The following is a 22436-nucleotide window of genomic DNA, read 5'->3' on the forward strand; positions in this document are numbered from 1 at the left end:
TGCTGCTTTTCCTGGAGTAACCTTCTAAAGGCCGAACGTCCGAGAGGACAATAACAATATCAGGAGCGACGCAATGCCGATGTTTAAGAAAACCACCCTCGCACTCGCCTTAGCCGGGGCTACACTTGCCGCGACAGCTCATGCCGATGACGTCGAAGTACTTCACTGGTGGACCTCCGGCGGTGAAGCCCGCGCTGCCAACGTGCTTAAAGAGCTGATGGAAGCGGAAGGTTATGGCTGGCAGGATTTTGCTGTCGCCGGGGGCGGTGGTGAAACGGCGATGACCGTGCTCAAGTCGCGTGCCATGTCTGGCAATCCTCCTTCAGCGGCTCAAATCAAGGGGCCTGAAATCCAGGAGTGGGGCGAGCTGGGTCTGTTAGGTAATCTTGATGACGTCGCAGACGCCGAAGGCTGGAATGAACTGCTACCTGAGGTTGTCGCCAATATTATGCGCTATGACGGTCAGTATGTGGCGGTACCTGCTAACGTCCACCGGGTGAACTGGCTATGGGCCAACCCCGAAGTACTGGATGCCGCTGGGGTTGAAATGCCAACGACCCTGGATGAGCTGTTTGTCGCGGGAGAGGCTATTCGCGAAGCGGGCTTTGTGCCGCTGGCGCACGGTGGCCAAGCCTGGCAAGACGCTACGGTATTTGAAAGCGTGTTATTAGGTGGTCAAGGCAGTGAGTTTTACCAAGCGGCGTTGGTGGATTTAGATCCGGAAGCGCTGGGCGGCGATCAAATGATCGAGTCGCTGGAAGACTTCAAGCGTCTGCGTGAGCTAATGGACGAAGGTATGCCTGGGCGTGACTGGAACATTGCCACTGCGATGGTGATTGAAGGTGTGGCAGGCATGCAGTTGATGGGTGACTGGGCCAAAGGTGAGTTTACCGCGGCGGGGCTGACAGCCGGTGAAGAGTATCTGTGTGCAGCGGCACCCGGCACGGAAGACGCATTTACCTTCAACATTGATAGTCTGGCCATGTTCCGGGTGACGGATGACGGCGAGCGTGAGGCGCAACAGGCATTGGCACGTTTGGTACTTGAACCTACTTTCCAGGAAGCCTTCAACCTGGCGAAAGGCTCAATTCCAGCGCGTCCTGACCTGGATATGAATGAATTCGACAGCTGTGCTCAGCAGTCGCTGGCCGACTTTCAGCGCACCGCTGAAGAGGGCGGTTTAGTGCCCAGTATGGCGCACGGCATGGCCGTTCGCGCGGATGTACAAGGGGCTATTTTTGACGTCGTAACTAACTACTTCAATAGTGCTGATATGACCGCTGAAGAAGCCGCTGAACGTATGGTGAGCGCAGCGCAAGCGGCCTCGTTCTAACGCGCTTTTCGCTTGGCTTGGTTTAGCCTGACTCAGGTAGGGAGCAGGCAATACCGCCAGGAAATGCTGTAGGGCGCCGCCGCAACGGCGGCGCTTGAGTTTACGGGTAAGCCACTTCTTTTATAAGAGTTACCTCCCCATGAAAAATACCTCTGCGCTGCGCCTAGCGCCTGGTGCCAAGCGGTCAACATCTTCTGGTGGTCTGCAGGCGTGGCTTCCGCGCCTGGTGTTGGCGCCGTCGGTAGCGATTTCGCTGTTCTTTGTTTACGGCTTTATGCTGTGGACCTTCGTGCTCTCGTTGACCAGCTCGCGCATGCTGCCTAGCTACGATTTTGTAGGCTTTGGTCAATATGCCCGTTTAATGGCGAATGACCGCTGGTGGGTTGCCTCAACCAACCTGATGATTTTTGGCGTGCTCTTTGTGGCCATTTGTCTGGTAATCGGTGCGTTTTTAGCCATTTTGCTGGATCAAAAAATTCGCCAGGAAGGCGCGCTACGCACCATTTATCTCTACCCCATGGCGCTTTCATTTATCGTCACTGGCGTCGTGTGGAAGTGGTTGCTTAACCCGCAGCTGGGTATTCAAGCGATGGTGCAGAGCTGGGGTTTTGAGTCCTTTCGCTTTGACTGGATTATTGACCCCGATATGGCGATCTACACGCTGGTCATTGCGGCCGTATGGCAGGCATCCGGGTTTGTCATGGCGCTGTTTCTGGCCGGGCTGCGCGGCATCGACGACAGCATTGTCAAAGCGGCTCAGTTAGATGGTGCAAGCCTGCCGCGCATTTACTGGCGTGTGGTGATGCCCTGCCTGCGCCCGGTGGTGTTTAGTGCCGTAATGATTTTGGCGCATATTGCGATCAAAAGTTTTGACCTGGTGATTGCCCTGACTGGCGGCGGGCCTGGGTACGCGACCGACTTACCGGCCACCTTTATGTATGCCCACGCGTTTAATCGCGCCCAGATTGGCTTGGGGTCTGCGAGTGCCATGCTCATGCTTGGCGGTGTGCTGGCGATTTTGATTCCTTATCTCTACTCCGAATTAAGGAGCCGTAAGCATGGATAATGTCATTCGTCGCCAAACCTTCGCGGCACGCTTGGGCCGGGGTGTGCTGTATGGCGTGCTGATTCTTGCTGCGCTGTTTTATATCCTGCCGCTTATCGTGATGTTGATGACCTCGGTGAAGCCGCTTAGTGAAATCAGCGCCGGGACACTTTTATCGTGGCCACAAAATCCGACCCTCGCGCCCTGGACAAAAGCCTGGGGAGAAGCCTGTACCGGCATGCGTTGCGATGGCGTCGGCGGTTATTTCTGGAACTCCTTTGCGATCGTTATACCCGCGGTATTGATCTCAACCACCATCGGCGCCCTTAACGGCTACGCGCTCACCAAATGGCGCTTTAAGGGGTCCGAATTGGTGTTTGCGTTAATGCTGTTCGGCTGCTTCATTCCCTTTCAGGTGGTGTTGCTGCCCATGGCGCAAACCCTGGGTTGGCTGGGCATTTCCAGCTCACGTGCTGGCTTGATACTGGTGCATGTGGTGTTTGGGATTGCGTTTACCACGCTCTTCTTCCGTAACTTTTATGTGGGTATTCCCAACGAGCTTGTGTCGGCTGCGAAGTTGGACGGCGCCGGATTCTTCCGCATTTTCTGGCGAATCCTGCTGCCGGTTTCTGCACCGATCATCGTCGTCTCGGTGATTTGGCAGTTCACTCAAATCTGGAATGACTTTTTGTTTGGCGTGGCCTTTTCGGCCCACAACACTCAGCCCGTGACCGTGGCACTTAATAATCTTGTCAACACTTCCACCGGCGTACGTGAATATAACGTCGATATGGCAGCGGCGATGATCGCAGCGCTACCCACCCTGGTGGTGTACGTACTGGCAGGCAAATACTTCGTGCGTGGGTTAACCGCCGGTTCCGTCAAAGGCTAGTTCTGAGAAGAGCCTGATAACAAAACAGGGTGTTTTTTATGTCGACATTAGAAATTCGCAACGTTCGTAAAGAGTTTGGCAGCGAGCGAGTGCTGAAAGACGTCAGTATTTCGATTAATTCCGGTGATTTTTTGATTCTGGTCGGGCCTTCTGGCTGCGGCAAGTCCACGCTAATGAACGCGATTGCCGGGCTTGAGCCGGTGACCAGCGGCCATATTTTGATTGATGGCGAAGACGTCACCTTTAACACGCCTGCCGAGCGCGATATCGCCATGGTGTTTCAGTCCTATGCGCTTTATCCCAGCATGACCGTGCGCCAGAACATTAGCTTCGGGTTAGAGATGCGTAAAGTGCCCAAAGCCGAACGCGAAGCCTCGGTAGAGCGCGTGGCAGATTTACTGCAAATCACTCACTTGCTGGAGCGCAAGCCTGCCCAGCTTTCCGGGGGGCAGCGCCAGCGGGTGGCGATGGGGCGGGCGCTGGCGCGGGAGCCCAAGGTCTATCTGTTCGATGAGCCGCTTTCTAACCTGGATGCCAAGCTGCGCGTTGATATGCGCACCGAAATCAAAAAGCTCCACCAGCGCCTAGGCACTACGATTGTTTACGTTACTCATGACCAGGTAGAAGCAATGACGCTGGCCGACTGCATTGCCGTCATGCGTGATGGCAATATCCTGCAGCTTGGCAGCCCTGATGAGGTTTATAACAATCCGGTCGATATGTTCGTGGCGGGCTTTATGGGGTCGCCCTCCATGAACTTTATTCGCGCGATGCTGGAAAAAGAGAACGGCCGCTACCAGCTGCGAATTACAACGCCAGGTGAGATGGATCTGCTGCTTCCCTGGCCTGAAAGCCGTGCGACGCCCGGTATGGATGAGCGTCTTAATCAACCGGTCATTCTTGGCCTGCGCCCAGAACACTTTAGCGAAGAGGATGTGCGTCTAACGGCGCATGCTGAGGGCACGCTGCTGAACGCACATATCAGCGTGGTAGAGCCGACCGGCGCGGATATCCTGCTGCGGTTGCCGCTGGGCGAGCAGGAAGTTACTGCCCGCGTTGGTCCTAAATGCCCGGTTGTCGCCGGAACGCGCCTGGCGCTGCGTATTGATATGGAACAAGCCATTCTGTTTGATGCGGTGAGCGAGCAGCGAATCGCTTAGCCAGTGACTACTCCCTGGCCCGTGTGGCCGGGGCAGGCTCTTTATCCAACCGTTTGATCTGACGCCAGAGGTCCTGGCGCAGGTCGGCCATTCTGGGTTGCTCTTCGGGTATAAAGGCTACCGGGCGGCAGAGGCGTTGGGCGCGTAGCCCCAAACGGGCGCTGAGCAGCCCGGTGGCCAGGCCTTGGCTTGCGCGAGTGGAAATTCGGCCAGCCAGGTGCAGCGAGAGCATATCCATACTGGCATCGGCGGCGAGTTCGCTTACGCCTGCAAACGCCATGTTGCGCAACACATTTCTAAACAGACGTAAGCGGCTGGCGTAACCAAGTTCCAGGCCGTAAAGCCGGCATAACCTGTCGACCATGGCGAGACTGCGCCAGGCTACCAGCGCCATATCCACCAGCGTAAGGGGGCTGATTGCCACCATAATGGCGGTTTCCCCCGACATACGGGTTATCAGACGCTGCGCCTCACGATCGCGGGGTGCCAACAAGTGGTGGCGCAGCAGCGCCTGAACTTCCTCTCCGTTATGATGCGGCTCACAGGCGCGCTCAAACGCTTGCCAGTGGGGATCGTCCGCTGAAAGCTTTAATTGCTGGCGAAGCGCTTCGGCCATTTTCTTTGCCTGATGGGGCGAGCGTTGGGGCAGTTCAGCTAAATCGCTACGCAGTCGATCATGGCGTTTCAGACGCCTTAATCGGCCGAGTTCTCTGATCAGTGACATGCCCCCTAAGCCAATCAGACTGATGCCAAACAGCTGCCACGCCAAATTCATCCACGCTGACTGGGAAAGCGCATCGGGAATGCCGGTGGCCAGTTCGATGATGCCCAGCGTGGCTCCACCTGCCAAGGCAAACATTAACCCCCAGCGGCGTTTGCGTGGGGCGCCCAGGCTGGTAGCGGGCAACGCCTGTTCCTCGGCCGCCGTTATAAGGGGCTGGTCATCGTCGGTTGCTTCAAAGCGCTGCTGCTGGCGTAGGCGGGTTTCCTGCTCGGTAACCGTGTCGGGCGTATCGTGCAGGCGAAAATTACGCCGTGGCTGTGGGTCGGTCATGCGAGTTTATCTCCAATCAGCCAATCAATGGCGGCGTCCATTCGAATATGTGTCAGTGCATCCGATGTCGATGGCATGGGTCGAAAGCTGGGGAAGTCAAAGCCCTGGTGCTGCCAGAAGTTGGCATTGGGCAGGCGGGGCGGGACATCGCCTGGGTAAACCAGCACGTCTTCGCCCTCAAGCGTTGTGCCGCGTAGCGCCGAGGAGCGTTTTCCATCTTGCAATACTTCGCGTGCCTCGGTGGCCCGAATAGCAGCAAGCGACAGCGCTTTTACCGGCACGTTGGCAAAGCGTAAATCCTTCAGCGGTTCGGCTAGCAGCGCTTCCAGTAACTGTACAACATGGCTGTGCTGGTCTGGCGTTACGTGATCCGCTTTGGTGGCGGCGATGGCCAAGCGGTCAATTTTGGGTGCGAACAGCCGCGATAGCAGGCTGCGTTTGCCGTAGTCGAAGCTTTGCATTAATTGACGCAGCGCACGGGAAAGGTCCTCAAACCGTTCTGGCCCGGCGTTCAGTGCACCCAGTACATCGACCAGTACAATCTGACGATCAAAACGCCTGAAATGATCACGATAGAAGGGCTTCACCACCTGTTGCTGGTAGTAGCGAAAACGGGCAGCAAGCGTGGCGTAAAGGCTGCTTTGGGGCAGGTTGTTGAGCATTTCCCTGGAAGCATCAAGATGGGGCAGGGGGAAGAACTGCAGTACCGGGGCGCCCGCCAGCTCACCGGGAAGCAAAAAACGCCCCGGTTGAAGGTCCGAAAAGCCCGCCGCCTTGGCACGGCGAAGCCCTTGCGCATAGGCGTCAGCCAAGTGCGCCAGTTGAGCTTCGTCTGCTTCAGAGGCGGGGTCTAAAGATTTCACCGCGTCTAACCACTCGCTGAAGAGTGCGCGCCGCTGCTCGCCTTCCAACAAGGGCTGGGCCTGGCACCAACTGTAAAAATCGTGCTGCAGCAGCGGTAAATCGAGCAGCCATTCGCCTGGGTAGTCAAACAGGTCCAGCGTTAAATGGGCGATATCCGGCGACAGCCAGCCGCTTTGCGCAGGCCGATAGCGCAACTGCAGGCGTAATTCGCTGATGCCCCGTGTCGGTTCGGGCCAGCGCGGCGGCGTATCGCGCAGCGCCGCCATGCCTGGGTCGTAGGGGAAACGGGGAACGCCAAGATCGGGTTGATTAAGCCGCTGAGCGCCCAGTAAGCGGCCATCTCGGGCGGCGGGCAGTAAATCCAGCCTTGCCTCGACGCCCGCATGACGTAGCTGGTTCACCAACGAGGTTAAAAACGCCGTTTTGCCCGCTTGTGATAGCCCCGTTACCGCTAAGCGCAGCTGACGGTCTCGGCCTCGTTCCAGTAAGTTACTCAGTTCGCGGCTTAACGGCTGGCGCATCCTGGCGTTCCTTTTGTTAATCCTGAATTCAGAAGTCATGGGGCCGTGGCCGTAAGTGGCTCACGTAGTGAGCGAACATTAGTGGCTGGCGGCGTTGCAAACGTAATGGCTAATTTGGTTGCTAGCATAGTGAATAGCATAGCCAAGGGTTGATGAACCGTGCATTAACCGCGACTTAGCGTTGTCCCCAGCAGGTGCTGGGCGCCTGGTACCAGCCACACCGGGTCAAGGCGCGTGTTGGCGGCTTCAATGCACAAAAAATGGCGCGCGGCGTCAGCAGGAGTGTCGCCGGGAGGGTTCGCACCGGGGTGCCACACCACGGTTGAATCACTTGACTGCTTGGCAACGCGCAAGCGGCGCACGCCATCATCTAGAAGCACGGCTTCATTGCTGTGATAAATTCGGTCGACGCCACCACGGATAGCCAGCGTGCCTTGTTGCTCGGACTCCGCAAAATCACGCAGTTTGTCCAGGTAACGGGCGCCCGCAAGACCTTCCACACGACACTGATGCACGTCATCAACGGCTAAATAGGTGTGCAGCGCACCGCTGGTTTTAACCGGCGTATCGCCGATATTTTCACTGATAAGCTCAACATTTAAGCGCTGCGCGTTGGCCTGAACCACCACGCGTGCGGTGAGTTGGTTGTGCAGAGGGTGCTCGGGAGAAAGGTGCACCTCAATTCCCTCTGCGTGCTCATCAACGGCGTCCAGCCGCCAACTGGCTTGGCGAGCCAAACCGTGGAATGGGCCGTCGCGTTCAGGACTTTCGTCGGCGTAGCGCTCGTCTGCAAACCAGGGCCAGCATAATGGGATACCGCCGCGTATAACGTCGGGCGTTGCGGGCGGTGTCGGTGTTACCCAAAGCCAGCCGGTATCATTGGCAGGTTTGAAGTGAAGCACTTGAGCGCCTTGTAGGCTAATGGCAAGTTCGCCCCAGGGCATATTGAAAAGAGCGACATTGCGTCCTTCCCACGTCGCTATTTGCTGGCCGTCTACGCTAGCCATAAGAGTTACGAGTGAATCAGGGGTCATCAGCGTTCCTTAAAAGGGTGTGTATCAAATCAGGCAGGATTGTCGCGCTGTGTGCTATGGTAGGACAAGCATAATGAGTAGGTAAAACGCCTAGGTTGGCAGGTAAGAGACATAGGTAAAACCCTGAAAAGTGGATATCAAGGAGGCACTATGGGCTTTATTGCGTGGTTAATTATTGGTGGTTTGGCTGGCTGGATCGCTGGCAATATCATGCGCGGCGGCGGTTTCGGCATCCTGGGCAATATCGGTGTGGGTATCGTTGGGGCCGTGTTAGGTGGCTTTTTGTTTAGTTTGCTAGGCTTGCAGGCGGGCGGCTTTATTGGCTCGCTAGTGACCGCTACGGTAGGGGCTGTTGTACTGCTGTGGGTTATTAGTAAAGTGCGAAGCGCGTAGCGTTAAATAAAGACGCCGTGCTTAAGCGGCGCACTGGTTCGATATCATTTGCTGCCCGGCCTTGTGTCGGGCAGTGTCGTTTTGCACCAATCGGTCAGTTTAGCTATCGGTCTTGCCACCACTTTCCGTTACACTAAGGCGCTTTGCTCTAGCGCACTGCTGGTAGATTTTTTGTTTCGAGGTGTCTCTTGGTCGACGCGTTAAACGCTTGGTGGGCCCAACAGCTGGTGCTGTGTGATTGGGCATTTACCCCGCATCCGCTCTCGGTGGATACGCAAGCTGCTGAGCAGCGTTTGCTGCAACTGGGTATTACCAGCCGTAACGAGCTGGCCGAACAGCTTTTTCATGCGTTAGGCGCTTCGACAGGAGAAGCGGACCGCTTATTGGGCGCGCTTGAGTGGTCGGCGTTGGCCGGGGCAGCAGGGTGGTTAAATGCCGATCAGGCTCATGCATGGGCGCACCATGTTATCCGCCGTATTACCACTGACTACAGCGATTTACGCGGCTGGCTTTCAGAGCTGCGCCGGGTGCTGGGCGCCAAGGGCTGGGAAACCGGCGCGGATGATCGTTTTATTGACGCTTGCCAGGCACTCTCAGCACTGGAAAGTGAAGACGAAGGGATTACCTGGCAAAGGCTTGAACATACGCTGGCACAGTTGCCCGCACCGGCGCCGTTATGGCCCCAGGCTGCAGAAGCACAGGTGTGGCGTTTATGTGCGCTGTTTCGCCCCGTTATTAGCTACCCCGCAAGCCGAGCCGATTGGCCGGAAGCCGACCAATGGCTTGAACGCATTTGGCAGATCAATGACCGCGAGCAGCTACTCGAAGTGGCGCTATGGCTGAGTGCTCAGGGAGAGCGCCAGCGCTGGGATATTGAAGCCCGTGAGCTGCTGGGGATGGATAACGCCCAACGGCTTGCTTGGCAGCAGGATGAAATAGAAGACTCGCCCTCCGCGGGTGTCCTCAACGCGTTTGTAAGCCAAGGCGAGCCGCTTGAATGGGCCGCGTGGGACTGGCTGCGGCTGGTGGAGATTGCCTGGGCCGGTGCTTGCTGTGGTTGGTTAAGCCAGGCAGAAGCAGATGATCTTGCATGCCACGCTGCGGATCTGATGAATCATCGCTACCACGACTGGCGCGCTATTCTAAAAGCCTATATGCGCGGTCAGAGCCTTTTTGAGGGTGTCGACCGACGCGATATGACGCCTAATCCTCATCACGTCTTACTGCTTAACGCCGCGCATAGCCCATGGGCCTGCCCGCCCTCTACGCTGTTGAATGAGGCGAGTCGCCAAGCATCACAACAGCGTGTCAAAGCGTGGCGCAATACGACCCATCACTGGCTGCTGGCGTTAGCTGGCGTACGTGAACCCGATGTCATGCTGCGCCAGCTAAACCCCGGCGCACCCATTGCCGAGCAGCGCCGAGCAGATGCCGCGCTTTATCTTCAAGAGTCGCTTGGCCTGCATGCGGATGAGGGCCCCGCTATTCTAGCCCGTTACTGGTTGCCTGCCCAGGCGCATCATCTTAATCAGTTAGCGGCCGATGCGGTGCACGGCGTGTTGCCGCCATCACAAACGCTGTTTGGTCAGCCTACGTCAGACGAGTTGAAGCAGCGTAACGCGGTGAAGGGTGTCAGCCGTCATGCGGCAACGATCCATATGGCGGAAAAGTTTGCCTTCTATTTGCACATGTCGCTGGATAGCGGTTTATTCGAGCGTGAGCCGCTGCTTACTTATGCCCGTGAACTGCGTAGCTGCTTGTGCCGTTTTTACCCTAACCCCAAGCGGTTGCTGGAAGCCTGGTTTGCTTGGGAAAGCTGCTTGCCGGAGCCTGAGCATACCTCGCTAATTAACGAGATAGCTTGGCACCTGGAAGATCCAGGGAGCCTTTTTTACTGGCTGGATTGGCGCCCCGATGCTTGGTGCGAGCCAGGCGGGCGGCCAACGCTTACCCATTTTACGGCCATGTCACTGGTTGGGCCGCTTAATAGTGCCGTATGGAGTGAGCCTCAGCCAGAAAGCGTGCGCGAGTGCGCGGACATTAAAGAGTGGGTGGAGAGTCACTATCACTTGAGTAGTGCCGCCGATATGCAAGAGTTTCTAACCTTTATGTTGGAGGCTGGCGACCGCCAGGAGTATCAGATCAACTATGCGCCCTATACGCTGAACCCGGAACGTCTAGAGGCGGAAATCGCGATTCTGGAGTCGGGTGACTGCGCAGAAGAAGACCGCCACCATCTGCTTCGCCTACGGCGTGTGCAGGGCAATGAAGATAGCTGTAATGATGTTGACATGGCCGCATGGGATATTGCTCAGCTTGTCGATTTGGCTATCGCTGCCCGGCAGTTGGGTTGGCTGGAAAGCCAGGCATTTGCCGAGGTGCTGGACCGTGCATACCAATTGGCGGCTGATCACTATGCTGGCTGGCAAGAGTATGCTGCGGGAATGTATGCTGGATTCTCGTTTTTTATGGGTGAAACACCCGAACGTGACAGCTTTTTAGCCGGGTTTCGTCAAGCCATGGTGGCTTGGGTGTGCGGTGCACCGATCCTTGCGGGCCCTTGGGCAAGCCTCGATTTTCCAGGTAATAAACCGCGCCATTTTGCGCCGCTGCATATCGACACCTTACCCGGTGATTCAAGAACATTACATTGAGACTCGCCAACCATGCATTGTCTAGCTTATAGTTTAACGCGTGTTAATTACCCCACCTTCCCAATAATAGTACGAGGTTAATCGCATGGTTGCGTTGCCACACCCCGCTGTGACCGCTGTCCGTGTTGTAAGTGTTTGTGTTGTCTTTGCTTTTCTGACTGGCTGTGCAGGCTCTTCGCATCAATCCATCGAGCCGCCCGAGGACTATTTCTCGATGACGCTGCCAGGAATGGCGAAAGGCTTTAGTCCTCAGATGTCACCCGTCAGTAATTCGTTAGACCAGTTACGTAGTTTTCAGACACCGCCACCGACCTTGGTACGTCAGGCACTACTGGAACAGCACCAGCGATGGTCGGGGACGCCTTACCGCATCGGCGGGACGTCAGAACGAGGCATCGACTGTTCGGCGCTGGTGCGTAATGTTTATCGCGATACGTTTAATTTGGAATTACCCCGTTCCACTTCGAGCCAGGTACATGAGGGACGCTCGATCGACCGCCAAGAGCTGCAGGCGGGCGATCTGGTTTTCTTCCGTCCGCCAGGGCGTTATAACCATGTGGGCATCTATGTCGGAGATGGCTACTTTTTACATGCCTCTACTTCACAAGGCGTCATCATTTCCAGTTTGGATAACAGCTACTGGCAGCGTTATTACTGGCAGTCACGTCGAGCGCTGGAACCCACCAACCTTGCTTATTTAGGCAGTAACTTCACGCCGTGAAGGGGCAGGGCTGTTGGCGTTTCGCTTCCAGCCCCGCCGCAAGTTGTCTACTCCTGGGAATGGCATGATTGAAGCCAAAACACGCGCTTGGTGGCGAGCAACAGTGGCCCTGTGTTTAGGGTCATTTCTGGTATTTATTAATCTGTATGTTCCTCAACCGTTACTGCCCGAGCTTAAAACGGCTTACGAGGTGTCTACCATAGGCGTCAGCCTGCTGATGTCGGTTGCTACGCTGTCGCTTGCCTTGTCCCTGTTGGTCTTTGGACCGCTTTCCGATGCGATAGGCCGTGAAGGCATTATGCGTATCACGCTACTGCTGGCGGGGGGCTGTTCGCTGGCGCTGGCATTTGCTCCGAACTTTGAAAGCCTGCTACTGCTTCGCTTGGTTCAGGGATTTGTATTAGGCGGCCTACCCGCCGTTGCCATTGCCTGGATGGGCGATGCCTTTGAAAAGTCTGCGCTGCTAAGCGCCGTAGGGCTCTATATTGGTGCCAATACGCTGGGCGGTATTAGCGGTCGGGTCGTAGGGGGGGCCGTCGCGGAGATAGGTGGGCCCTCCGCTTCCTTTATTGTGGTTGGGGCGATGACCCTGGTTGGCTGCGCAGTATTTTGGCGCTTATTGCCTAATAGCCATGCGTTTGAGCCCAAGCGTTTTCAGCTTCGCCGCGCGCTGGTAGACCTGGCCGGGCATTTGCGCAACCCGGTGCTGCTTGCAGCCTACTGCCTGGGCGGCATCAATTTTCTTATCTTTATCAATCAATATAGCTATATCACCTTTCGCTTGGCCGCTACACCTTATGCGCTGGCAGCGAGCGGGCTGGGGCTGATTTTCCTGACCTATTTGGGCGGCACTTTTGCATCGGCTATTTCTGGCCGACTGGCCGAGCGCACGTCTCCGGCTACTTGCATGATGGCAGGCGTGGCGATTCTGATGACAGGTACCGCCGTTACTCTGCATGATTCGCTGGTGCTAATTATTGTCGGTCTAACGATTAATGCGTTTGGTTTTTTCTTAACGCACTCACTGGCGTCCAGCTGGGTGGGGCGTTATGCCCAAGGCGCGCGTGGCAGCGCGTCAGCCCTTTACCTGGTGTTTTATTACGTAGGCGCAAGTCTCGGTGGCTTCTGGCTGGAGCCTTTCTGGCAAGGAGCTGGCTGGCTTGGTGTGGCTTGGGCTTCGTGGATTCTGTTAACGGTTACGTTAACCATCACGCTAGGAATGCGCTGTTTCGAGCGCCGTTGCTGCCTTTAATGAAGGCATAAAAAAGGCAGCCCGCAGGCTGCCTTTTTAGCAAACGTGGGCACTTAGTGCTCAACGCCACCTTCACCGTGCACATGGCCGTGCTCGGTTTCTTCCTGGCTTGCTTCACGTACGGTTGCAATCTCAACGTCAAAGTTAAGTTGCTGGCCTGCCAGCGGGTGATTGCCGTCAACGATGACGGTATCGCCTTCGATGTTCTTAACGGTCACCATCAGTGGGCCACCTTGAGTCTGGGCTTGGAACTGCATGCCCGGCTCAATGTTTTCAACGCCCTGAAAAGCATCACGCGGTACTTCTTGTACCAGCTGCTCTTGGACTTCGCCGTAGCCCTCTTCGGGGGATACTTTAACGTTCAGCTTGTCGCCCGCTGCGCGGCCTTCCAGCTCTTTCTCCAGGCCCGGGATGATGTTGCCAGCGCCATGAAGATACGTGAGCGGCTCACGGCCTTCGGAACTGTCGAGCACCTCACCTTCATCGTTGGTCAGGGTATAGTGGAACGCGACAACCGAGTTTTGCGCAATTTGCATTGGATAACCTTTCGGTGAGTGCATGTCCCAATATGGTAACGCGTGAGGCGTGGCTTGTCAGGGGGTAAACCGGGTTTTTACGCCTGATCGTTAATAGTGGTGTTGCGCCTTGCAGTCACCGGGGATACTCTAAGCCAACAACTTTTCCCTTTTTAAGATCACATTCACTGGAGCTTGCATGACAATCTTCTTTATTTGGCTTATTGCATTTGTCCTGATTGCCTACTTTGCCAATCAGAAGTGGAATAATGGCCTCAGCCAAGGCCTGGACCGGCTTTTGCCTGGCGTGATGAAAAGCCACGGCGATAACCGCTACTTGTGGGTAACGACGCTGGCTGTATTAGGCGCAACAACGCTGGTTCGTCCGGTGGATATTTTGCTTGTGACTATTTTGCTGGCGTTGGTTGGTTGGGCCATTGTGAAACTGGCCGGTTGGGCGAGCAATATGTCGCACTAATTAAGCTATCAAGCGGCGAATGTGATTGCCGCTATGAACATAAAAATGCCCGGCTAAAGATAGCCGGGCATTTTTTTGCGTTAAAACGAATAGCTTACTTAACGTGGTAAATGTTCATCTTACCTAGCGACAAGCCCGAGACCTATCAACCCGAGCCTATCGGCGAAGCGCTATTAATACGGAGCGACGCTTACGTTTGAGCCACTACCGATCAGGCGAACACGCTGGCCTGCCTGGTAGGCGTGATCAGCTCCTTGTACCACCACCACGTCGCTGCCATCATCAAGGCGGATTTCCATTTCCAGTGCGCTGATGCGGTTGGCGCGGTCTTCAGCAGCGGTGCCCGCAATCGTGCCACCCAGAGCGCCGGCAACAGTTGCCAACTGACGACCTGAACCGCCACCCACTTGGCTACCCAACAGGCCACCAATAATGGCGCCGCCGCCACTACCCAGCAAGCCTCCCGCACGGCTATCTGCCTGAATTTGTACGGGCCTTACCGCGACGATGGTTCCATAGGTAACGCTTTGGCTGGTTTTAGCTTGGTTGCCGCGATACACATCACCTGAGTAGGGGGCAGTGTTGGCACACCCGGCCAGGGTCAGGATGCTTAACGCAGCAACAGGTAGTAAACGTTTCATTAAAACCTCCAAGGTATGCAGCTTAAAAAAGTAGTAGTCAGGTGCTTCAAGGGTAGTGCAATGTTTATAAAAAGTAACTGAATTGACTAATTAAGACCAGAGAATATCAAAAGGCCGTAAATCCCAGTGTAGACAGAGAATAAGAAAACAGTGTGCATATCTAACAATAAAAAAAGGAGGCTAAAAAGCCTCCTAAGATAAAGATACTTCGTCGTGGAGTGCGGGTACGGCTACATTAGCCAAACTGGTTCATTGTATTATCTTTGCCGCCCGCTTTAAGCGCTGCGTCGCCGTGGAAGAACTCCTTATGGTCATCGCCAATATTAGAGCCTGCCATGTCTTGATGTTTTACCGTGGCAATTCCTTGGCGAATCTCTTCTCGCTGAACACCTTGTACGTAGGCCAGCATACCCTCTTCACCAAAGTAGCCCTTGGCCAAGTTGTCGGTTGAAAGCGCCGCAGTGTGGTAGGTGGGCAGCGTAATAAGATGGTGAAAAATGCCCGCTTCACGGGATGAGTCACGCTGGAAATTGCGCGTCCATTCATCCGCCAACTGGCCAAGCTCGGTAGTGTCGTACTCGACACTCATTAGCTTGTCACGCTGATAGGCGGACACATCCTTACCCTCGGCTTGCCAGGCATCGAACACCTGCTGGCGGAAATTGAGCGTCCAGTTGAAAGAGGGCGAGTTGTTGTAAACCAATTTGGCATCGGGCACCACTTCGCGGATACGGTTGACCATGCTGGCAATTTGCCCAACGTGGGGCTTTTCCGTTTCGATCCACAGCAAGTCGGCGCCATTTTGCAGGCTGGTAATACAGTCAAGAATGACGCGGTCTTCACCCGATCCAGCTTTAAACTGATAAAGGCCTGATGCCAAACGCTTGGGCTTGACCAGCTTGCCGTATTGCTTGATAACCACATCGCCATTATTGATATCGGCAGCATTCTCGATAACGTCACCATCCAGAAAGCTGTTGTACTGATCGCCGAGGTCGCCTGGCTCATGGGTTACAGCAATCTTCTGGGTCAGCCCAGCGCCCAACGAGTCCGTACGAGCAACGATAACGCCATCTTCCACGCCGAGCTCAAGAAACGCGTACCGGACAGCGTTAATTTTGGCTAGAAAATCCTCGTGCGGAACCGTGACCTTGCCATCCTGGTGGCCGCACTGTTTCTCGTCGGACACCTGGTTTTCGAGCTGAATGCAGCATGCGCCGGCTTGAATAAACTTCTTCGCTAGCAGATAGGTGGCTTCCGCATTACCAAAACCGGCATCAATGTCGGCAATAATAGGCACGATATGAGTATCATAATTGTCGATTTTGCTAATGACTTCCTGCTCTTTGGCGCTGTCACCGCTGGATTTTGCGTCATCCAGCGCGCGGAAAAGGTGATTAAGCTCCCAGGCATCGGCCTGCTTCAAGAAGGTGTAAAGCTCCTCAATCAGGTTGGCGACCGAGGTTTTCTCATGCATGGACTGGTCGGGCAGGGGGCCAAACTCGGAACGTAAGGCAGCGACCATCCAACCCGAAAGGTAGAGGTAGCGGCGCTTGGTGGTGCCGAAATGCTTTTTGATGGAGATCATCTTCTGCTGACCAATAAAACCGTGCCAGCAGCCTAGCGACTGCGTGTACTGTGCCGTATCGGCATCGTAGGCAGCCATGTCATTGCGCATTATCTTGGCGGTATAGCGCGCAATATCGAGCCCTGTATGGAAACGGTTTTGAGCACGCATCCGCGCTGCATGTTCAGGCTTAATTGCCTCCCACTTGCCGCTTTGGGCCTCACGTAATTGAGCGATGGCTTTAATATCGTTGAGTAGTCCAGACATGAGCAATTCCTCCAGGGTAAACAGCACTTCGCAAGGTTGTGTTTGTGCTGCGCTTGCGAAAACGTTATCAGCGTCTACCGGCCGTAAGGCGTGGTTTCTGTCTAGGCAGAGATACCTGGTAGCGCTGCAGTGCAATAACTATTGACGACAAGGAGGGATTCAACAATTGACACTTGGAGGCAGACGGGGTTGTAACTTGACGACAGAGGGTTAACAAAATGGCGTGTTTGTGTAGTCGTTTTTCGTCAGGCGCGTCACCGGCCCATAAAAAACGCCATCCGAAGATGGCGTTTGGTGCTCAATATTGAGAGACGTTGGGTAGGTGCTGGATCTACTCTTCGTCCTCTTCTTCATCCATAAAGCCCATGCTGCCAGTGTTAACCAGCTGGGTAAGTAACGCCGCCGCACCATCAAGCTCAAGAACGTCTTCATAGAAGGGAGCCGATTCTGACAGGTGCTTGGCAAGTGCTTCAGAGCAGGAATGACCATCGCCATCGACAAACAGCGTGGTGCCGCGCGAATCGCTACGCCAGGCAAAGCGTGACCCGGGCATTGCAAAAAGCGGTTCACCCGCTTGCAGGTGCGCGACCAGCGCTGCTTCATCCAACGGCGACTCCAGCGGAGCGACCTGATCCATGTACTTGGGTTGCGTCATCACACGGCCAAACCACTGCGCCATTTGCTCAGGGTTGTCCAGCGTTGACAGCATAAACTGGCGCATGCGCTCGATAGCCGCATCATCCAGCTCACCGGCTTGGCTTGCGGGCGCCATGCCCGCATCGCTGTAGCGTTTTGACGCGGGCAACTGCTCGCCCAGGTAATCCGCGTAAGAGGTAATGGACTCATCGGCAGAGGGTGCGCGAAAGCCTACCGAAATCGTCATGCAGTCATCGGTCTGGCTGACGCCGTGATGTGCCCAACCCGGCGGAAGATACAGCATATCGCCTGGTGCCAATGTCCAGTCTGAGTCTGGTTCAACCTCAAAGGTTTCCAGGATACGCAGGTCAATGCCCTGAATAATCGGGGCGTCATCGGACTGCTTACCCCCCAGCTGCCAACGGCGGTGACCGCTGGCTTGTAGTAAAAAGACATCGTACTGGTCGATATGCGGGCCGACGTTTCCACCTGGCGGTGCATAGCTGATCATAATATCGTCTAACCGCCAGCGTGGCAGAAAGTCGAATTCATCCATCAGCGCAGCAACCGCCGGTACATAGTGGTCAACCGCCTGCACTAACAGGCTCCAGTGGCCTTCAGGCAGGCGCTCAAACGTAGCTTCATCAAGCGGGCCATGAGAAACCTGCCAGGCCCTGTCGGGGCCTTTCTCTTCTACCAGGCGCGCTTCTACACCCGGTTCACAAGCAAGGCCCGCCAGTTCATCAGGATCAATCGGGCTTAGAAAGTCAGGTATAGCGCCACGAATCAGCAGCGGTTTCTGTTGCCAGTAGTGGGCCAGGAAGTCCTCGGGCGTTAAATCGCCCAGCAGGGTAAGTGGCTTATCGTGTTGGCTCATGGCGGTATCCTAATTGAGTGGCCGCAGCGCTTATGACAAGCTGCCCAGGCGTTGAGTAAGTGCTTCAGCTTGCGCTTGTGCATTACCAATATAGCTTGCCGGGGAGAGCTCTTTAAGCGCTGCTTTAACGTCGTCTGGCAGTTCAAGGGTATCAATGAAGGCGGCAAAGCCTGCCTGATCAATACGCTTGCCACGTGTCAGCTCTTTAAGTTTTTCGTAGGGTTTTTCAATACCGTAGCGGCGCATAACGGTTTGAATCGGCTCGGCCAGCACTTCCCAGCTGTTATCCAGGTCGGCGGCCAGGCGCTCAGGGTTGGCTTCCAGTTTGCTGATGCCTTTTAAGCTGGCGTGATAGCCAATCAGGCCATACGCCAAACCTACACCTAAATTGCGCAGCACGGTGGAGTCGGTCAAGTCGCGTTGCCAGCGGGAAATGGGCAGTTTTTGCGCCAGGTGAGCAAGCACGGCGTTCGCCAGGCCGAGGTTGCCTTCCGAGTTTTCAAAGTCGATAGGGTTAACCTTGTGCGGCATCGTAGACGAGCCGATTTCGCCTTCAACCGTGCGCTGCTTGAAGTAACCCAGCGAAATATAACCCCAAACGTCACGATCAAAGTCGATCAAAATGGTGTTGAAACGGCATACCGCATCGAACAGCTCGGCAATGTAGTCGTGCGGCTCAATTTGTGTCGTGTAGGGGTTGAAGCTTAGTCCCAGCCCTTCGACGAAGGTGCGCGCATTGGCTTCCCAATCGATGTCGGGGTAGGTGGTCAAGTGAGCATTGTAGTTGCCAACGGCGCCGTTGATTTTACCCAAAATTTCAACGCGTTCGACCTGCTTGAGCTGGCGCTTTAAGCGGTAGGCCACGTTAGCCATTTCTTTGCCAAGCGTGGTGGGGCTTGCCGTTTGGCCGTGGGTGCGCGAGAGCATTGGCTGAGCAGCGTGGGTAATCGCGAGCTTAGCCACTTCATCGGCTACTTCGTGCATGGTAGGCAACAGTGCTTTAAGGCCATCGGCCAGCATTACACCGTAAGAAAGGTTGTTGATGTCTTCCGAGGTGCACGCAAAGTGAATGAACTCGGTCACTGCGTTCAATTCGGCGTTGCCAGCAATTTTCTCTTTCAGGAAGTACTCGACGGCTTTCACGTCATGATTGGTCGTCCGCTCAATCTCTTTGATACGTTCGGCATCAGCAATCGAAAACTCACCCACTAACTGCTCAAGAAAGGCGGTCGCCTCGGCGGAGAGAGGCGGCACTTCAATGATTTGATGGTGCTCCGCCATGCGCTGCAACCAGCGTACTTCCACAATTACGCGGGCGCGTATCAGACCAAATTCACTGAAGTGTTCGCGCAGCGCGGACGCTTTGGCGCTGTAGCGACCGTCAACAGGAGAGAGAGCAGTCAAAGCGGAGAGTTGCATGGCATCGTTTCCAAGTAGTTCAAGAACAGGTGAGTCGGGAAAAAGTAAAGAGGCGCAATATCCGCCATTTAAAAGCGTTAACCGAGGCTATCCAGCGCACGGCGCAGAGCTTTGCGCTGAAAAATCAACTTCCAGCGGCGTCCACCCTGCTGATGCCATAAGAGCCCAAACCGAATGCCTGACAATAAGCAGGCACGCACGCGTTCCGGCATCATACGGCTTTGCAGTAACGAGGGGTCACCCTGCACTACAATGCGCGTTTTAAACGTGGAAACCGTCTCCTTGTAAGCTTCGCCGAGGCTTGAGATGACGTTTTCATGGGTAGCGCTAAAGTGTTCGGCCTGACCCTGAATACGGGTAAGGTGCTGGCCCAGAGAATCCATCATGTCGTTGTTGGTGCGCAGCTTATTCATGACCAGTAAAATCGTAAAACCGTAGCGCAGCACTACCGGGTTGGCCTGCTTACGGCCTACCAGCGCCTCAAGCGTTTCAAGGCCACGGCGCAGGTTGTTGGGGTGGCCGCCATAGATCGCTTCAAAGCTTTCCGGGTTGGTATCCACGGTCGCTTCAATCAGCGTGTCCCAGGAGCGGGTATCCACTTGGCCGGTGCGCGCTAGCTCATCCACCAGGCTGGCTGCTTGAAACACTCCGGCCAAGGCAAGTGCCTGGCGTATAGCAGGTGAGTCAGGTGCCCGGTGAATGGGAGTGGGGGTGCTCATGCGGCAGTCTCCGTGGCATTCCATGTCGCGCGAATAACGCCGCCGCCCAAACAGATATCGCCATCGTAAAGTACCAACGATTGGCCGGGCGTCACCGCCCACTGCGGGTCATCGAACGTCACTTCAACGCCGCCATCGGGCAACGTGCGCATTTCGCAGGGGCAGTCGCTCTGCCGGTAGCGAGTTTTGGCGGTAAACCGGCCTGACGCTGCGGGTGGTTCGCCTGCGACCCAGTCCATGGCCTCGGTGGCCAACGTATCCGAAAAAAGCAGCGGATGATGCTTGCCTTGTACCACGACCAGTACGTTGCGCTCTAAATCTTTTGTCGCTACGTACCATGGGTCTTCGGAGTAGTTGGCCAGCCCGCCAATCCCCAGCCCTTGGCGCTGCCCCAGGGTGTAGTACATCAGCCCCATGTGGTCGCCAATTACATCGCCTTCAGGTGTCTCAATCTTGCCGGGTTGCGCGGGTAGATACTGCTGTAAAAAGTCACGGAAGCGCCGTTCGCCGATAAAGCAGATACCCGTGGAATCTTTCTTTTTGGCGGTGATCAGGTCGTGTTCTTCGGCAAGCGCACGAACGGCGGGTTTTTCCAGCTCACCCACCGGGAACAGCGTGCGGGCGATAGCCGCTTCGGGCACCGCGTGCAGGAAGTAACTCTGATCCTTGTTACCGTCCAGCCCTTTAAGCAGGCGCGGGCGAACACCACTGGTGCCTTGGCGAACGCGTCCTTCACGCACATAGTGGCCGGTGGCGATCTTCTCGGCGCCCAGCATTTCGGCGTACTCAAGAAACACCTTGAACTTGATTTCCCGGTTGCACAGGATGTCGGGGTTGGGTGTACGCCCGGCCTTGTACTCTTCCAGGAAGTGCTCAAACACGTTATCCCAGTACTCGGCGGCAAAGTTGGCCGTATGCAGCTTGATGCCCAGCTTGGCACATACTGCTTCGGCGTCGGCAAGGTCTTCCTTTGCCGTGCAGTATTCAGTGCCGTCGTCTTCGTCCCAGTTCTTCATGAACAGGCCTTCCACCTCGTAACCCTGCTGCTGCAGGATAAGAGCGGAGACAGACGAATCGACGCCACCCGACATGCCGACAATTACTTTGCCTGCGGCGGGCGCCTCGGTAATGGGCGAGCCATTGGTGGATGTCATTGGCATCCTCGGTTGAAGTGGTATGCAATTGGGCGGTGATTATACACGATGGGGGGTTGGTGCTTCGAGTGCTTCACTCTTGAATGACGCTTAATGGATAGCAGCGTTCGCAGATAGCGTCCTCAATGCGTTTGAGTACCAAGGGGCTTCTTAAGCGGTTTGCGTCTTTTAAGGCGCGAATTTCGTCAAGCGTTAGCCAGTGGGTCGCCACAATGTCACGGTCCAGTGGGGTGTCTAGCTGCTTAAGCGGCTCGGCAAGAAACCCGTGGCTGTGAAAGGTTTGGCCACTCTTTGCGTGAAAAACATACAGACCTAAATAGCCCGTAAGCGTCACCTGCCAGGCCGTCTCTTCTTGCACTTCCCGTACGATTGCCGCCATGGGGCCTTCGCCCAACTCTATATGCCCCGCCGGTTGGTTAAAAACGGTAGTTGGGCCGCCCTTGGCTTCTTCAACCAGTAAAAAGCGGTCGTGACGTTGAATAACACAGGCGGCTGTACTGTGAATGGCACTGCTTCGAGTAGCGCTCATGAGGGCTTTCGCTGGCGCGAGGCAGGCGATTTGCCCGAGCGCTGGGAACCTGGCGCCTTCCTTGGGGCATGCAGGGTTTCCTTGCGCCATTCACCAGGCTGTAAATCACCCAACTGCCAGGCGCCTATCGAGGCACGAATCAAGCGTAGCGTGGGAAACCCGACGTGGGCGGTCATCCGGCGTACCTGGCGGTTGCGGCCCTCGCTAATGGTCAGTTCCAGCCAGCTAGTGGAGGGGTGGCGCTTGGGGTCGATGGCCGGTTCGCGGGGAGCAAGTGCCGGTGGCGCTATTAGTCGAGCTTTGGCAGGGCGGGTAGGGCCGTCCTTCAAGGTAATCCCGGCCCGCAACGCATTAAGCGCGGTGTCGTCGACCTGGCCTTCAAGCTGTACCCAATAGGTTTTGGGTTGCTTGTGGCGAGGGTGCGCAATTCGGTGGATGAGCGCGCCGTCATCACTAAGTAACAGGAGACCTTCAGAGTCATAATCAAGTCGTCCAGCCGCATAAACACCGGGCACCTTAATAACATCGGCAAGGGTAGCTCGCCCTTCGTTATCGGTAAATTGGGAGAGCATGCGGTAGGGTTTGTGGAGTAAATATAGGCTGCTCATAACGTCTCTTACATCTTGCGCCGGATTTGTCGACAATCTCTCATGCGGTTAAAGTGCAGCGCTGGTATACTCCTGCGTGACCGCTGGAGTCGTCGTCAACACC

21 protein-coding genes are annotated in these 22436 nt (G+C 55.6%); 9 read left to right on the forward strand and 12 right to left on the reverse strand.

The annotated features are described in order from the left end of the window. The first annotated feature begins 73 nt into the window (after window positions 1-73). From ACT3TC_RS07455 to ACT3TC_RS07470, 4 genes are all read left to right on the forward strand, one after another. Entirely contained in the window at window positions 74-1333 is a 1260-nt protein-coding gene (locus tag ACT3TC_RS07455) for an ABC transporter substrate-binding protein (RefSeq protein WP_193054827.1), read from the forward strand. A gap of 139 nt (window positions 1334-1472) precedes the next feature. Further along, window positions 1473-2399, forward strand: coding sequence for a carbohydrate ABC transporter permease (locus tag ACT3TC_RS07460; protein WP_172117198.1), 927 nt, complete (start codon window positions 1473-1475; stop codon window positions 2397-2399). Continuing rightward, complete coding sequence (locus ACT3TC_RS07465) at window positions 2392-3270, forward strand: carbohydrate ABC transporter permease (protein ID WP_441679560.1); 879 nt, start codon at window positions 2392-2394, stop codon at window positions 3268-3270. Before ACT3TC_RS07460 ends, ACT3TC_RS07465 begins: the two co-directional genes overlap by 8 nt. Window positions 3271-3308: 38 nt before the next feature. Beyond that, window positions 3309-4430 carry an ABC transporter ATP-binding protein gene (locus ACT3TC_RS07470; RefSeq protein WP_444639629.1) on the forward strand — a complete coding sequence of 374 codons (1122 nt, stop codon included), beginning with the start codon at window positions 3309-3311 and terminating at the stop codon, window positions 4428-4430. Between the two features lie 7 nt (window positions 4431-4437). On the opposite strand, the gene ACT3TC_RS07475 is transcribed toward ACT3TC_RS07470, so the two are convergent. From ACT3TC_RS07475 to ACT3TC_RS07485, 3 genes are all read right to left on the reverse strand, one after another. After that, complete coding sequence (locus ACT3TC_RS07475) at window positions 4438-5484, reverse strand: YcjF family protein (RefSeq protein ID WP_441679558.1); 1047 nt, start codon at window positions 5482-5484, stop codon at window positions 4438-4440. Beyond that, complete coding sequence (locus tag ACT3TC_RS07480; protein ID WP_444639630.1) at window positions 5481-6869, reverse strand: YcjX family protein; 1389 nt, start codon at window positions 6867-6869, stop codon at window positions 5481-5483. Before ACT3TC_RS07480 ends, ACT3TC_RS07475 begins: the two co-directional genes overlap by 4 nt. Window positions 6870-7033: 164 nt before the next feature. After that, window positions 7034-7903 (reverse strand): D-hexose-6-phosphate mutarotase, encoded by an 870-nt coding sequence (locus ACT3TC_RS07485; protein WP_444639631.1) that lies wholly within the window; start codon window positions 7901-7903, stop codon window positions 7034-7036. Between the two features lie 150 nt (window positions 7904-8053). Between ACT3TC_RS07485 and ACT3TC_RS07490 the strand changes: the two genes are divergently transcribed. From ACT3TC_RS07490 to ACT3TC_RS07505, 4 genes are all read left to right on the forward strand, one after another. Next, window positions 8054-8296 carry a GlsB/YeaQ/YmgE family stress response membrane protein gene (locus tag ACT3TC_RS07490; RefSeq protein ID WP_192527808.1) on the forward strand — a complete coding sequence of 81 codons (243 nt, stop codon included), beginning with the start codon at window positions 8054-8056 and terminating at the stop codon, window positions 8294-8296. Between the two features lie 188 nt (window positions 8297-8484). After that, on the forward strand, window positions 8485-10950 hold the full coding sequence (locus tag ACT3TC_RS07495; RefSeq protein WP_444639632.1) for a DUF1266 domain-containing protein: 2466 nt from the start codon (window positions 8485-8487) through the stop codon (window positions 10948-10950). A gap of 85 nt (window positions 10951-11035) precedes the next feature. Next, the gene (locus tag ACT3TC_RS07500) at window positions 11036-11671 is read left to right on the forward strand and encodes a C40 family peptidase (protein ID WP_444639633.1); all 636 of its coding nucleotides are present in this window, start codon (window positions 11036-11038) and stop codon (window positions 11669-11671) included. Between the two features lie 64 nt (window positions 11672-11735). Next, the gene (locus tag ACT3TC_RS07505) at window positions 11736-12923 is read left to right on the forward strand and encodes an MFS transporter (protein WP_444639634.1); all 1188 of its coding nucleotides are present in this window, start codon (window positions 11736-11738) and stop codon (window positions 12921-12923) included. 53 nt (window positions 12924-12976) lie between these two features. Here the strand turns inward: ACT3TC_RS07505 and ACT3TC_RS07510 are convergent, their stop codons facing one another. After that, complete coding sequence (locus tag ACT3TC_RS07510) at window positions 12977-13459, reverse strand: FKBP-type peptidyl-prolyl cis-trans isomerase (RefSeq protein WP_172117189.1); 483 nt, start codon at window positions 13457-13459, stop codon at window positions 12977-12979. Between the two features lie 178 nt (window positions 13460-13637). Between ACT3TC_RS07510 and ACT3TC_RS07515 the strand changes: the two genes are divergently transcribed. After that, the gene (locus ACT3TC_RS07515; protein WP_444639635.1) at window positions 13638-13916 is read left to right on the forward strand and encodes a hypothetical protein; all 279 of its coding nucleotides are present in this window, start codon (window positions 13638-13640) and stop codon (window positions 13914-13916) included. 173 nt (window positions 13917-14089) lie between these two features. Here ACT3TC_RS07515 and ACT3TC_RS07520 read toward each other — a convergent pair whose 3' ends face one another. The 8 genes from ACT3TC_RS07520 to ACT3TC_RS07555 form a co-directional block, all read right to left on the reverse strand. Beyond that, window positions 14090-14557 (reverse strand): outer membrane lipoprotein, encoded by a 468-nt coding sequence (locus ACT3TC_RS07520; protein WP_087106221.1) that lies wholly within the window; start codon window positions 14555-14557, stop codon window positions 14090-14092. Window positions 14558-14792: 235 nt separating this feature from the next. Then, window positions 14793-16391, reverse strand: a complete 1599-nt coding sequence (locus ACT3TC_RS07525; RefSeq protein ID WP_444639636.1) for an isocitrate lyase — start codon at window positions 16389-16391, stop codon at window positions 14793-14795. A 331-nt stretch (window positions 16392-16722) separates the two neighbouring features. Then, window positions 16723-17904, reverse strand: coding sequence for a JmjC domain-containing protein (locus ACT3TC_RS07530; protein WP_444639637.1), 1182 nt, complete (start codon window positions 17902-17904; stop codon window positions 16723-16725). A 30-nt stretch (window positions 17905-17934) separates the two neighbouring features. Continuing rightward, complete coding sequence (gene purB / locus ACT3TC_RS07535) at window positions 17935-19323, reverse strand: adenylosuccinate lyase (RefSeq protein ID WP_444639638.1); 1389 nt, start codon at window positions 19321-19323, stop codon at window positions 17935-17937. A 77-nt stretch (window positions 19324-19400) separates the two neighbouring features. Beyond that, a complete protein-coding gene (gene hflD, locus ACT3TC_RS07540; RefSeq protein WP_087106212.1) occupies window positions 19401-20042 on the reverse strand; it encodes a high frequency lysogenization protein HflD in 642 nt (213 codons plus the stop codon). Beyond that, window positions 20039-21196: a tRNA 2-thiouridine(34) synthase MnmA gene (gene mnmA, locus ACT3TC_RS07545; protein ID WP_444639639.1), complete on the reverse strand. Its 1158-nt coding sequence runs from the start codon at window positions 21194-21196 to the stop codon at window positions 20039-20041. Before mnmA ends, hflD begins: the two co-directional genes overlap by 4 nt. A 73-nt stretch (window positions 21197-21269) precedes the next feature. Then, window positions 21270-21725, reverse strand: coding sequence for an NUDIX domain-containing protein (locus tag ACT3TC_RS07550; protein ID WP_193054836.1), 456 nt, complete (start codon window positions 21723-21725; stop codon window positions 21270-21272). Next, the gene (locus ACT3TC_RS07555; protein ID WP_444628534.1) at window positions 21722-22333 is read right to left on the reverse strand and encodes a pseudouridine synthase; all 612 of its coding nucleotides are present in this window, start codon (window positions 22331-22333) and stop codon (window positions 21722-21724) included. Before ACT3TC_RS07555 ends, ACT3TC_RS07550 begins: the two co-directional genes overlap by 4 nt. Window positions 22334-22436: the final 103 nt, after the last annotated feature.

Source organism: Halomonas sp. AOP27-A1-41 (assembly GCF_052378605.1).
Lineage (GTDB): Bacteria > Pseudomonadota > Gammaproteobacteria > Pseudomonadales > Halomonadaceae > Vreelandella > Vreelandella citrativorans.